12 protein-coding genes are annotated in these 13,420 nt (G+C 44.8%); 1 reads left to right on the forward strand and 11 read right to left on the reverse strand.

Translation table 11 applies throughout. The features are described 5' to 3' along the window. Positions 1 to 208: 208 nt before the first annotated feature. The 9 genes from MAMP_RS00895 to MAMP_RS16590 form a co-directional block, all read right to left on the reverse strand. On the reverse strand, positions 209 to 1,045 hold the full coding sequence (locus MAMP_RS00895) for a 23S rRNA (adenine(2030)-N(6))-methyltransferase RlmJ (protein ID WP_007144078.1): 837 nt from the start codon (positions 1,043 to 1,045) through the stop codon (positions 209 to 211). A 160-nt stretch (positions 1,046 to 1,205) separates the two neighbouring features. Beyond that, entirely contained in the window at positions 1,206 to 2,702 is a 1,497-nt protein-coding gene (locus tag MAMP_RS00900) for a sensor domain-containing diguanylate cyclase (protein ID WP_040576110.1), read from the reverse strand. Between the two features lie 392 nt (positions 2,703 to 3,094). Then, complete coding sequence (uraH, locus tag MAMP_RS00905; RefSeq protein WP_007144080.1) at positions 3,095 to 3,499, reverse strand: hydroxyisourate hydrolase; 405 nt, start codon at positions 3,497 to 3,499, stop codon at positions 3,095 to 3,097. 279 nt (positions 3,500 to 3,778) lie between these two features. After that, entirely contained in the window at positions 3,779 to 4,432 is a 654-nt protein-coding gene (locus tag MAMP_RS00910) for a hypothetical protein (protein WP_007144081.1), read from the reverse strand. A 120-nt stretch (positions 4,433 to 4,552) separates the two neighbouring features. Beyond that, positions 4,553 to 4,783 carry a hypothetical protein gene (locus tag MAMP_RS00915; protein ID WP_040576111.1) on the reverse strand — a complete coding sequence of 77 codons (231 nt, stop codon included), beginning with the start codon at positions 4,781 to 4,783 and terminating at the stop codon, positions 4,553 to 4,555. A 245-nt stretch (positions 4,784 to 5,028) separates the two neighbouring features. Continuing rightward, on the reverse strand, positions 5,029 to 5,463 hold the full coding sequence (locus MAMP_RS00920; RefSeq protein WP_007144082.1) for a hypothetical protein: 435 nt from the start codon (positions 5,461 to 5,463) through the stop codon (positions 5,029 to 5,031). Position 5,464: 1 nt separating this feature from the next. Beyond that, positions 5,465 to 6,361 carry a lipid kinase gene (locus MAMP_RS00925; RefSeq protein WP_007144083.1) on the reverse strand — a complete coding sequence of 299 codons (897 nt, stop codon included), beginning with the start codon at positions 6,359 to 6,361 and terminating at the stop codon, positions 5,465 to 5,467. Between the two features lie 26 nt (positions 6,362 to 6,387). Further along, positions 6,388 to 7,173 (reverse strand): DUF1206 domain-containing protein, encoded by a 786-nt coding sequence (locus MAMP_RS00930; RefSeq protein ID WP_139031817.1) that lies wholly within the window; start codon positions 7,171 to 7,173, stop codon positions 6,388 to 6,390. Continuing rightward, complete coding sequence (locus MAMP_RS16590; protein WP_007144085.1) at positions 7,166 to 7,879, reverse strand: phosphatase PAP2 family protein; 714 nt, start codon at positions 7,877 to 7,879, stop codon at positions 7,166 to 7,168. Before MAMP_RS16590 ends, MAMP_RS00930 begins: the two co-directional genes overlap by 8 nt. A 191-nt stretch (positions 7,880 to 8,070) precedes the next feature. Here MAMP_RS16590 and MAMP_RS00940 point away from each other — a divergent pair, with 191 nt between their 5' ends. After that, positions 8,071 to 11,139, forward strand: coding sequence for an autotransporter outer membrane beta-barrel domain-containing protein (locus MAMP_RS00940; protein ID WP_007144086.1), 3,069 nt, complete (start codon positions 8,071 to 8,073; stop codon positions 11,137 to 11,139). Between the two features lie 144 nt (positions 11,140 to 11,283). Here the strand turns inward: MAMP_RS00940 and MAMP_RS00945 are convergent, their stop codons facing one another. Then, a complete protein-coding gene (locus MAMP_RS00945) occupies positions 11,284 to 12,375 on the reverse strand; it encodes a M23 family metallopeptidase (RefSeq protein WP_007144087.1) in 1,092 nt (363 codons plus the stop codon). Positions 12,376 to 12,553: 178 nt separating this feature from the next. Then, positions 12,554 to 13,276 (reverse strand): hypothetical protein, encoded by a 723-nt coding sequence (locus tag MAMP_RS00950; RefSeq protein ID WP_007144088.1) that lies wholly within the window; start codon positions 13,274 to 13,276, stop codon positions 12,554 to 12,556. Positions 13,277 to 13,420 lie beyond the last annotated feature (144 nt).

Raw genomic sequence — 13,420 nt, forward strand, 5'->3', positions numbered from 1 at the left:
TTTTTTGAAGGTTTTAGTAATAAAAGTGAAAATCATCCACCGGCAACTCATTGATTATGCAAGTACTTAACGATAGAACAAAAACGCGATTAAGACTGCATAGCAATAGCATAGTCAGAGTTTGTCTTATAGAAAAATGAGCCAAACACTCAGACTTTTGAAAGCCGATCCTATTTGATCCATAGCAGTTGTCAGCGAAGTAGCTACCTTACTGCGCCACCAACGTATCAGCCCGATAAAATGCACCTGCATTTTCACCCAAGACTTTCACTAGTTTGGGCAGTAATGCCGTCATGGTCTCCATCAATTGCCAGGGTGGATTGATGACATACATGCCCGATGACGTCATACCACGTGTGGAAGCATCCGCATCCAACCCTAGTTCATAGCGTTGTATATGAGTAATGCCACTATTAATCAACTGTTTATCCAGTCGATTAATACGTGCCCTGTCGACCACCGGATACCAGATTGCATACGTGCCCGTAGCAAACTTTTTGTGGGCTTTCTCGACGGAATGAAATACCTCATCGTAATCCGATTTGATCTCATAAGACGGGTCAATCAACACCAGTGCCCGACGTGAGTCCGGCGGTAATAAACTCAGCAAACCTTTCAAGCCATCTTCTCGCCGAACACGAGCCTGCTTATATTGGCGCAGATTATTGGTCAGGAACACACTGTCTTCCGAATGCAACTCAAAGCACCATGCCTGATCCTGTGCACGTAAATATTGCATCGCCAACATGGGTGAGCCAGGGTAAAACGTCAGGTCATTGCCATCATTCACCGTCTTGACTGCCGTCTGATACGCCGCCAACTCTGGCCAGTCCAGATGAAACACCTTAGCAATACCTTTCTGATATTCCTGAAGTTTTTCTGCATGGTCTGAACGCAGGTGATATAGCCCCGCCCCTGAATGGGTATCGATATAACTAAAGGCTTTCTCTTTTTTCACCATGTGCTGAAGCAACTCAATCAGCACGATATGTTTTAACACATCCGCGAAATTACCCGCATGATATGAATGACGATAACTTAACAAAGCAGAATCCTATAGAGATCAATGACATTATTCTGCAAATTATGCCTGTTAGTTACCGGTTTGAGTGGAAATTGTTGTAAGACTTAAATAATCCATGACAAAAAGTCTGCCAATTGATTCTATCCGGCGGAATCTAACCTCATTCGCTCATCAAAACGACTTATTTATACTCATTTTGAAACAGCCTGACCCTGTTTCGGCCATGTCTTTTCGCATCGTACATAGCAAAATCAGCACAATTTAACAGCCCATCCTCTTCCGTGCTGTGCAGTGGATAAAGTGCAACACCAATGCTGGCACCGACACTGACGGTTAACTCCTCAAATGTCATAGGGCCTTGCAACGCTTCCAGTACTTTCTCGCCGACTTGCAAGGCGGCCTGCTCATCAGTGACTTTATGCAGCAAAACGACAAACTCATCACCGCCAAGTCTGGCGACTGAATCAGGCTTACGCAGACATGAACGGATTCGTTCGGCGCACTCAATCAAAACCGCATCACCGACATCGTGTCCGTAGCTATCGTTGATAGGTTTGAACTCATCCAAATCGATAAACATTAACGCTAAAGCGTATTTATCGCGTTCAGCCATCGTCATCGCCAAGTGCAGTCGTTCTCTAAACAAGATTCGATTTGGTAATCCAGTCAAAGCATCATGATGAGCGAGATGCTGCGCATGTTCTTCCATGACTTTTCTATCAGTAATATCGTAAAACCAGCCCAAGATCATTTGCTTGCTGTGATATTCAATTTGAAGATAGGAAGCGAGAACCCATTTTGTAGTTTGTTGACTCTCAGTGACATTGAGCTCAACTAACTGATTGTTAATCTGCTGCCCACGCTCAATTAACTTCACCGTCTCATCATATTCGACTTTATTCGCGTAATAACGTCGAAGCTTGAGACCTAAAGCTTCCTGATGTTTCTTGTCAATTAAAGCGGCATAACTTTTATTGGCAAACACCACTTCTTGAGTTCGGATATCGATTATAGATGCGGCAATCGGGCTGAAGTCCAACATCATTCTCAAGCGTGATTCGCTCTCTAATGCTTTGATGCGTAACCTGGCATTTTCCAGAAACGTTTCGCCTGACTTTCTTGCCACCAGAAAGACAAAAAACAAAAACAATAACAGCATGGCGCTCATGCCATATGTGATGGGTTCACCTTCCTGAATAAGCAGCAAAATATGAGGGATCATCGTCGGAAGAACAAAAGCCACCACCGACCTTCGATCAACTGAGAGTGAAGCCATACCGCCCGAAGACAATCCGCCAATGGTGAATGATAAGAATGTCTGATAAGCCATGCTATCCAGCGGCATTAGGATCACGCCACCTACACCCCAAATGCTGCCGGTGACTAAAATACTGAAACGAAAATACTGTATCCAGCGAGCCTGATTACGCTCTGTTTTGTCCTCATCTCTCTGCCAGTAAACCAACAAAACGCATCGTGAGATCAGAACCATCAGCAATACCGCATACCAACTTAATGAGGTTGAAACGGGAATCACAGGAAGTTGAACAATAATCAGTATCAAGCCAACCGTGGCATTGATAGTGATAGAGAAAATGCTGCCAGAAAAAAGCATTTTGACTTTCTGTTCTAAAACGCTTTCAACGTAAACTGGCTGGTCAGATCTGCTCTGGCACATCTGAAGGCCTAAACGGATTTTCTATTAGGAACGCTATTTTTACTCTTCACGTTTCACTCCCCCAGCATTTTTTGATTGGGTGAGTTCATCTTATACCCCTAGCTATCCAGAATGAAGAGTAATAGATAGCAAAACGTGATTTAAAACATTCTCAGCATATTTAGTTAACAAATACTTTTTATTCGACATGCTAGCTTCTGGAGGAGCTTGCTTTACAGAGCAGGTTTAGTGGTTTAGTTCAGAACAAATCAAGAGAGCAGCCAGCCTGACTAATAACGTGTAAGAATCAATTATCAAGTTAGTAGCCCACTTGCTTTTCCTGCTCTACCTAGTCCTCCAAACACCGGAACCGCTATGTCACATCCGGATGCTTTGACTTATTAACGACGAGGCTAATTGCCTCTATAGGTCGAGTAGCCAAACGGACTTAGCAATAAAGGTATGTGATAGTGCGAAAGCGTCCCATCAACTTTGAAGATAACGGGAATTTCAGGGAAAAAGGTTTTTACGTTCTGGCCATTCATCCAGTCACCAGTCTTAAAGGTTACCTTATAAACACCTTCTTTAATTGTTCCTTCTGAAGGATATAGAGCGGTAATTCGTCCCTGTTGATTAGTGGTTCCAGCGTTTAATGAAACCCAGTTTCCATTGTCGTAATACTCTAGGTTGACCTCAATGCCTACCCCAGGTAGTCCGTTTTGCATGTTCAGAACGTGTACGCTCAATGGATTATCTGCCGCGAATGATGTCACTGATTGGGCAAGTAAGAAAAGGATAGCTATTATTTTCTTAAACATACAATTTCCTAATTAAGTTCGAAATGTATCTAGCACTTTTTCATAGTTCTCTCCAATCATGACCTAAAGGTTTGGCTATGCTGGAGCGGATAGTCTCTATGATAGTGCTTTAACGTCGTGCTTGGGGGCTGTAATGCAGTTAAGCGCTGAAACGATGGTCCAAGTAAGATCATGGGAGCAACGGTTCAAGTTGGCTGCCCCCTTGATCCCTGTCTTTTTCAGTTGATATTTCTTTATTCATAACGCCCAAAGCAGCGGTTTATCCGCTGCCTTTGTTTGTTATGCACTTTCAGAGGCAAAGTTACCTTGTGCCTGCGAAAGTGCATATGTTGGTGTTTCGTCCTCGCCACCTAAAGTGAAAAGTAAGGCGGTAGATTCGTTGTTATCCCAATGATTCACTAAAACCACATGATCTTGGAGAGTATTGCAAAGCTTCCTAATGATGGAAGGTAACTCATTGTGGAACTGCTCAACTTTACTCGATTGTTTCCACGGGTTCTCAACATGGAGAATGCCGCCGCAGCGACTATGAAGTTTTGCTAACCGTTTCAGTGTATAACAGTCTTTTTCTGGCTTGAGTTGAATCTGCTTCGTTCCATCATTCTGTAAATTAAAACCTTTTTCAGATGCCTTAAAGAACATGTCAGGATTTAGAGACATTATATTTGTAATGATATCTCTACCATTCCAGTCGTTCTTAAAATCTTTCCCAGCTTTCTCTCTGTATTCCTTGTATTTAACCCGATGGATTGCAACCAGAGAGAAAGCAATTAATTCTATAAGTTTCCTAATTTGGAGTGCATGAGATTCAATAACAAATCTATCGCGCTCTTCATTTGAATATGCTGCAACAAATGACAGGCGAGCTTTCACCTCCTCAAGCTGCTCAAGATAAACCTTCAAGTTTTTACTATTGCGAATATCTTCGATCATATTGTTCCAGTTGGTGCATAACGCCTTGCTTTGGGGCGCCGGAGCGACAGCGAAGGCGTCCCAGCAACGCGCCTTTAGCGCTGCGACAACAGCAACTTGTTATAAGCCATATTCGCCTGCCTATGACAGCACTTTTTGAAGTACCGGATTATAGATTGCCATACATCCCGCCAAATCTTTATCTGTGGAAACCCCGTGGCTCGTGGGCACTAGATAACCTACAGTAAATTTATCCTGGGCACCTTCTATTGGCTTGATAGAAAAATACATCCAGTCCTCGTAACCACTTTGCGCCTTCAGTTCCGAGTTCAAACGCGATTCTATTTCCATATAGTTTTCAGTTGTAATCATTGGTTGATTCCTATTTCTGATTTGGCTTATAACAGTCTGTTTTATGAGGCCACTGGCCTCATAATAAATATTAAAGAGGCGGCCTTATAATTGATTTCAGAAAAGTGTAACACGTTGATTATTAATGGAAGTCATTTTTTATTTAGAGAATTATGAGGCCTACTGTTTTAGTTTATGGTGAAAATTAGTGCCGGCATATTGTCATCTTCGGATTCAGTTTTAATATCAAACTGTAGCGTTCTACCCTAATCTCCAGCTAAACGCACTTTTGAACTTTTCAAATGTTGATTGAGTGCATCTAGCCGTTGCTTGATATCTGTCGAGTGTTCGCCCAGTGTGGTGGTGTTCACAATGTTGACGAGTAGCTCGTCCTTTTCAAGGCATTTATTTTCAATGGCGCGTTTAGGATTATCAGCAAAAAGTTGGGTTAATTTTCCGCCTATTTCTTCGATCCATTCTCTATCGGCATCCGGTGTCGATGGCATGTCACCCAGTTCTTTAATGATGTGTTGAAATGACTCGATAAACGTCTCACGCTCATCGGCAATAGTAAACAGCGAGTGTTGGATATTTTCTGCTGATAATTGCTCACCCATCGCACGGTAGAAGTCAGCTGTTTGTATGATTAATTTGAGAATTTCCAGGGCATCAGCCTGAGCATCTGTTCGTATTATCGACATATTAATCGGCTCCAGAATCGGTAGGTATGTCCCCGACAAGTGCGTCTATCGCATCAGGGATGATTTCAAATTTGGCAGGGGTTGAGGTTTTAGACTCACCATCGGCTTCCAGCTCTTTGGGTTTCGAGGTGTGAATGCTGAATTTTTGGGCAGATTGACGCACGATATTGCGCTCATTATCCTCCGCCCCAAGACGTAAATTCGGCCCTAATAATAACAACCGCCACCAGGGTCTCGGCTTGATAAAAAACAGGTGAAGTTGACCGTTTAATAAGGTCGAACGCTGATCAACAATATTACCCCCACCGTAATATCGACCATTGCCCACGGCAAGATGAATTACCCGTGTTGAGCATTGCCAATCATCTGTTTTGATATCCACTTTAAAGCTTTTGTTTTGTTTGATTGCTTTGAAAAAAGCACCTAAATAAGCAAACACACCAAACCATTTCTTGCTATCGGAGGTGAGTTCACGCGTCACATCCACACCCAGCCCGATATGAGCGACATTCACAAAGAAGTGATTATTCACCTTGCCCAGACTGATACGCTCGCGTTTTCCGTCGATAATGACTTGTGCGGCTGCGGATAAATCTTCTGGCACCCCCAGCGATCGCGCCAAGTCATTGGCTGTTCCCATCGGGAGAATTGCCATAGTACGTTGATACTTGTAGATTGCTTCGAGTGCCGTACTAATCGTGCCATCACCACCAGCAAGCACTACCACGCCATCGTCACGTTCATAATTTTCAACGAGCTTCACCAAGTGAGACTCGCTTTCGGTTTCCTTAGCAGAGACTTCAATACCAGCAGACTCCAGGCGTTGTATGGCTTTTTCCAAACCCTCTTCACTGCCATTTCGGCTATGGGGATTAATCAGGATCAAGGCATGCTGCATAACGTTATTCCCTGTATTTAAGTCGCTTAATTCTCGATTCGACGATATATGGCTTCAAGCAAACTATAAAGACCAAAGGCAAATAAACCGATAGCGATTATCATGGTGAGTGAGCTACCAAATAGCGTTGTGCGTAGCCAGTCAAGCGCATCACCAATGCCTTTATTTTCACTGGTGCCAGAAATAAATGCTGAACGCAGAATAATCCAGCCAATAATGCACCAAACCACCCCTCTTGAAATTAAGCCAAACTGGCAGACTTTTGTCATCCAGCCATAGTGTGTGTCTGGCATGGCCATGTATTTCTCAAACCGAGCTGTAAAACCTTTAATTAAGTGGGCAATTCCTACACCGACCAAAATCGCACCAACAACACCAAATACCCATGCAGTGATCTCTGATCCCAAATATTCGGTTAGATTGGTTGATGCAGACTGTCCTGAGGAATCATCTTTATCTGTAAGCAGTAAGGTGACCGTCCAATAGCAAAGAATGCTGTGAGTGATTGCACTGACGATCAACCCTGTTCGTATCATCATGCCCTTCCACGAATGGCCGTGTTCATCCGTATCTTTGATGCCTTGAGTAAAACGCCAAATAACATAGCCCAGCAATCCGACAACAAGCATCACTAATAATGCCTTACCAAATGGCTGATGCTTTAAATTAAGAATAGCGCCTTTGCTGCTGGCTTCTTCATCCCCCAAACCAAGCACGGATAGAAATGCCAATGCTCCAATAGTGAGATAAATAATGCCTCTTGCTGCATAGCCCATTCGTGCCAGCAACTGGTAGCCAGTTGAGTTAATCAATCTGATGACTCACTGGTTCACTGTCGATTTTTTCATGAACAAACTGACGTGACAGATACCAACACATCAATGCCCACGCAGAGCCAACCGTCCAGCCGGCCACCACATCAGTCGGCCAATGCACACCTAAATAGACTCGGCTGATGCCCACCAGCAAGGTCAGTAACACGGAGGTACATATGATCAGCAACTTCACTCGCCAACTTGTTTGGAACTGTGCAAGCAAAGCCCCGAGAGTGAGGTAAGTACTGGCCGACAACATAGAGTGTCCGCTGGGAAAGCTTGATGTATATACCAATGTCGCATGCGTGACCAGATCAGGTCGGGCACGATCAAAACCACTTTTCAGCATAAAACTGGCAAGTAATGCACCACCGGTAGCCAGCAGCACCACAAGGGCCAGTTTACGTTTATGAATCAGTAATAAAAAAATCATCACCCAGACACTGAGCAAGGTGAGAACGGTGTTTCCACCCAATGCCGTGATGTCCTTACCGACTTGCTCCAGCCAAGGAGGCCCAAGCAGATCTTCAGGATTATCGGGGTTACGCAATGACAGCAGAATCTTTTCATCCATGGCGAGCGTCTCGCCCTCTGTCACCTCATCAGCGACTTCCATAAACAACCACATTGAGCCAGATATCATCAACAACACGATCCAAAAAGCGATTTCTCGTCGTCCTAACCATGTCAGTATCTTTTGCATACGCGTCCTTATCACTGCGAAAGTTCAGAATGGATACCCTATATGCAAATATCAACTTCGTCACTAACCTGGATAAAACTTAGACGTTATCGATATTAACAAGGTGATGACAGCGTTTGCGAAAATCGGATAGTCGATCTGCTCTCAAGTGCGTAACGTGAACCGATTTGTTCTCTCACAGGTAATCTGCCATGGATCGACACTATCGGTTTATCAATCAATCAGCTTCCATTAGCTCTATTTGTGTATCTGAAGTTCTTTCATTATCAAACAAAAGGGTCAGCGGCTTACATAAAACCGCGATCACATTGGTCGCAACATTGATGGGGACGACTGCTGTTTTAGGCACGGCCGAGGCCATTGATTTTAACTGGATCGCAGGCACTGGTGACTGGGAAAATGCCAGCAACTGGTCTAATAGCTTCGGTTCAATGGTTCCAGATGAGGATGCGTCTGCGTATGTTGATAATAGCGGTACCGCACAGGTACAGACAACCGACTCAGTAGCGGGTTATGTCTACATAGGCAACGTAAATAGTGGAGCACTGGATATTTTTGGCGGCGGCCAATTGGAGAGCTTTTATGGTAATGAAATAGGCCGCAACGCTGGCAGCGATGGAGCAGTGACTGTGGATGGAATTGGCTCAAGCTGGCAGCTCGCTGGCCCAAGTGCCAGTTTAGACGTGGGCGCCTCTGGTGAAGGCAGTCTTACTATTACCAATGGCGGTGAAGTGCTCAATGCTGACTCTTATTTGAGCACTTCGATAGGTGACAATGCTGGCAGCAGCGGTACGGTTACAGTGAATGGCACTGGATCGAAATTGACGAACATTAACGCCAGCATAAACGTAGGCAACTCGGGAAACGGCACGCTTAATATTCTTAATGGTGGTTCAGTCAGCAACACATTTGGCTCTGTCGGTCGTCAAGCTGGCGGCATAGGAACAGTAACCGTGAATGGCACTGGATCCAGCTGGAATAATACCAGCGCAATATTATATCTTGGCGAGTCAGGCAGCGGCACAATTAATATCATTAATGAGGGGATGGTCAATGTCGACAGTGGCACGCGGACGGTTTTATTAGGACGATTTAAGGGTGGCAGCGGCATACTGAATATTGGTAATGGTGGTGCGGCAGGTATTCTCAATGCGGCGGCAGTCAATGGTGGAGCAGGCATAGCCACACTCAACTTCAACCATAATGAGAGTAATTATTTTTTTACCAACGATAGTACTTCAGGTGGCGATACCATCAGAATAACTGGAACCACCGATGTCAATTTTGTTGGTAGCGGCACGACGTATATAAGTGGTAATAACACTTACACCGGCAGCACTAATATTAGTAGCGGAAAGCTGGTCGTTTATAACGGAGGAAAACTGGGAAACAACAGTGCGGTGACCGTTGGTACTGGTGCCATGCTTGAAGCATTATCTGATCTGACAATTGGCTCGTTAGCAGGTAATGGTACTGTTGATGTGGATACCGGGTCGGGTGGATTTACACTGACCGTTGGTGGCGATAATACGTCCACTGTTTTTAGCGGCACAATTATTGATTTTAGTTATTTAACTAAAACAGGCACCGGAAAGCTTACCCTGTCTGGCAATAACACATACTCCGGCGCCACCATCATCAATGATGGACTGCTTGTGGTGAATGGATCCATTGCCAACTCCGGTACAACGGTCAATGCAGGTGGTGCGCTGGGCGGTAGTGGCACACTTGGCAGTATTACAATCAATGGCGGCTCCCTCGCTCCTGGCAACTCGATCGGCACAATGAACGTGTCCGGTAGTGTTGATTTCTCTGGTGGCGGTGTTTATGAGGTGGAAGTGGACGCCGCAGGCAATGCCGACTTGATTAATGCCACCGCCATGGCCACCCTCACTAACGGCACGGTGTTAGTGCGACCTGAAAGCGGAAATTATAATCTCAGTACCGATTACACCATTCTCACTGCAGCAGGTGGATTAGGAGGCACAACGTTTGATAGTGTCAGCTCAAATTTTGCCTTTCTGACGCCAGCACTGACTTACGATACCAACAACGTTTTTCTCAACCTGAGCCGTAATTCTTCTGATTATGCATCTGTTGCAAATACACCAAATCAAACGGTTATCGGCACTACAATTGATACTCTCGTTAGTAATGGCAGCAGCGGTGTGAGTAACATTATCAATAACCTCAACACGCTAACAAGCGAAGGTGCCCGACAAGCTTTTGACTCACTTAGCGGTGTGCAGCACACCCACAGTAATCTGATTGCCTTGCAGTCAATGAATCAGTTCCAAGGAGTGTTACTCAGCCGCTTACACAACGCCCCACCCGCTCTGACCAGTAATGGTCAAATACAGTTAGCCTACAATGACACCGGTGTAATGACCGATGCAGGAACTACGCTATTCGGAGACCCAAAGCAGAATCACGGCTGGTGGTTACGTGGCACGGGTAATTATGCTGATATTGATGAGACCAGCAATGCCAGTGGTGCACATTACACATCGGCGGGTATCGCGGCAGGACGTGATATCTATGTAGAAGAAACCATAACGATTGGACTGGCTCTTGGTTATAACCGCACCGATGCCAGTGTCTTCCAGGGAAGCCTTGATGTAGACAGTTATCAGGCCGCTTTATATGGTCGATGGTTATTAAACGATAATTATTACGCCAGCGGTATCGCCGGTCTTGGCTATCATGATATTGAAAGTAAACGACGTATTAGCGTTGGTACATCGACTATGACCGCTCAAGCAGATTACCAGGCCTGGGCCAGCAACCTCGCCATTGAAGCAGGTCGAATGATTAACATCACCGACAATACTCGTCTCACCCCGCTCACCGGACTGGAATATGCCTATGTCAGTCGAAACAGTTTTGATGAGAAAAATGCCGATGCAGCCAATCTCAACGTTAGTCGTGAGCAACAACAATCATTACGCTCTGTAATGGGTGCCCGTATCAGTCATCATTTAACAACCCAACACGGCTACTATCTAGAACCCATGGCAGAACTCATGTGGCTGCATGAGTTTATGGATAAGGAATCACAGATGCGAGCTGACTTTGCCGGTACTTCACTGGCACACTTTCAAGTGGATGGTCCCGCGCTTGAGCGTAACCGTGCCAGATTAGGACTCGGCTTGAATATGCAAATGAATGAACTGACATCAATCCAACTGGGTTATCAAGGGGAATGGGCCAGCTCAGACCAACGCCATGATCTATCAGCTACGCTGAGAATGCAGTGGTGACAAACCTGTCTAGTCAGTACTGAACCTTTAGGAAACGCTGGTTCTTTCTGACGAACTATTAAGAAATTTATACAACGTAAAAGAGCAAACGTTATCCTTTTCCCACTATCACTCCAATTAGCAGACTGAAAATCATGTTCAGCCTCAGTAATCAGTGGGTAATCTCGGCTCTGGTTTCAGAAATGGGGCAGGATCAACAGGGCCACAAGCGTAAATCCCAAAGTGAAGATGAGGCGGTGTGGTTCTGGCATTACCCGTGTTACCCACATAGCCGATAACCTCACCTTTTTTAACTTTATCACCTGATTCGACAGCAAACTCATCCAGATGAGCGTAGTAATACCGGGCACTGCCTAAACCAAACATCCCACCTGATAACCAGATATGTTTACCTCCCAACCCACCCGTGTCAGTTCGAGCAACCCCATCAATGACAGCCGTAATCGGTGTGCCCTTTTTGGCAAAGATATCAACGCCGTGATGTTTCCTGGCACCACCATCACGCGGATCACCAAAGATGCTGCCAATATCACGCTGCTTTGCCCCATCTACCGGGAAAAGTAATGAACCGCCAGTAGCCATGGCTAAGGAATAGTCGACTTTGGCGAATAACTCGGGTTGCAGCACAATGCGATAATCCCCTGCTATTGAAATAACACGACTCTTGGTGTCGCCATTAGCATCAAGATCGGTGACAGTAGTCCATTCTTTGTCCTTTTTTTTGCGTCGTTCCAGGCTGGCATATAAACGACTATCAGCCGTATCCAGTCGTGCAAGTTGCCACACCAGCTTTTCTCCTCGCTCTAGCGTCACCTGATAGATATGCGCTTCAACTTTATCTTCTTCAAAAGTGTCATTGGTGTGATATTGGTTTCCTGCTTGTATTGGCCTATCACTGGCATGATCAACAGCATGTATCCAGCGTTGGCCTAGTGGGCTATCTAATAATCCTGCCACCCGTAAACGCCAAATGAATAAATCTCGGGGCGACCAACCGAACAGTTCGAATGCGATGTAATTAATCGTATTTTCACCACTTTCAATGGCATTTTGTCGTAAGTCGTCACGAACAGTTAGCAGAACAAGCAACACTATTAACAGAGCAAAAAGTAACCAGCCACGTAGAAGCCGTTTGGATGACCTGTTTACAGGCTGTTCATCAGCAACCTGATTTATCTGACTCTGATCTGACTTAAACGATTGCTCGTTGTCAGATGCTTCGCTCGGATCATTCATACCGATATTTCACCTACTGTCTTGTGAACGCACTGTTAAGACAACTGTAAGGTGAAATGCTCGCAGATGTATTGATGAAGGTTAAAGTGTCGAATTAAACCACTGACTCAAAAAGTTTGGCTCATTGCTTACATTGAGCATCGATAACGGATACGTTCAAATCAACCCGAGGAAAAGCTCACTGGTATTGATTGACCACCCCCGTCATATCTCTGAAACCTTTTGGTGGCTGATACTCTCTGAGCGTCTTGGTTTTTGTTTCAGACCACCTTGCACCATTACTATTGACATAATAAATCGTATCGCCCTCACGTTTTATCGCGTAATGACGGTAGGCATCAGACAAGTTAGGGTTCGTAAAAACAAAGCCATTGACGATGTTTAACGGTACATCCTTATCGACACCGTGTTGATAACTGGCATAGCCGGTATTGACCTTCCACCAATAGAAATCATAGCGACTCGCCTGATTTTTGTACTGCATTGCCCGTATTTCCAGCGTATTCCCTTTTTTGGTTTCTTCAGCCCAATAACCATCCAGCTCAGCGGCTTTGATTTCTGGTGCAGGAATAAATCTATAGCGATTATTATTGAAACTCAGCACTGGCTCGTTCCAGTCAATAGTGGCGGTCATTGCTTTATTAAATGTGCTGCTGTTTTTGCTCCGCAACAATGTGAATTCATTGCCGTTAAGCTCGACCTGATATCGATCATCTGCCTTCAAATCACCCGTTGTAGAAAAAGTCGCCATATCGCCATCAATCGCTAATACCCCTCTACCTGATGTTTCCACCCAAAACCCATTCAGGTTTCTCTCTTTCTGCGATTCGGCAAACACATTATGACTCACAGCTATCAATGTCATACATGCCAGTACCAGCACTGTCAGTCTTTCTCTCATACCTACTCCTGATGATGTTAAATCTAGTATTGTTTTCTTGATCACTCTCGCTTAACACCAACATATTTATTTTCTGTTTTAATCCAAGCCGCCTTCAGCTTGGCTGATGCCGAGATTGTTAAGTGATCATGACTTTTTCTATAT

Origin of the sequence: Methylophaga thalassica MP (genome assembly GCF_000214595.1) — a bacterium.
Lineage (GTDB): Bacteria > Pseudomonadota > Gammaproteobacteria > Nitrosococcales > Methylophagaceae > Methylophaga > Methylophaga thalassica.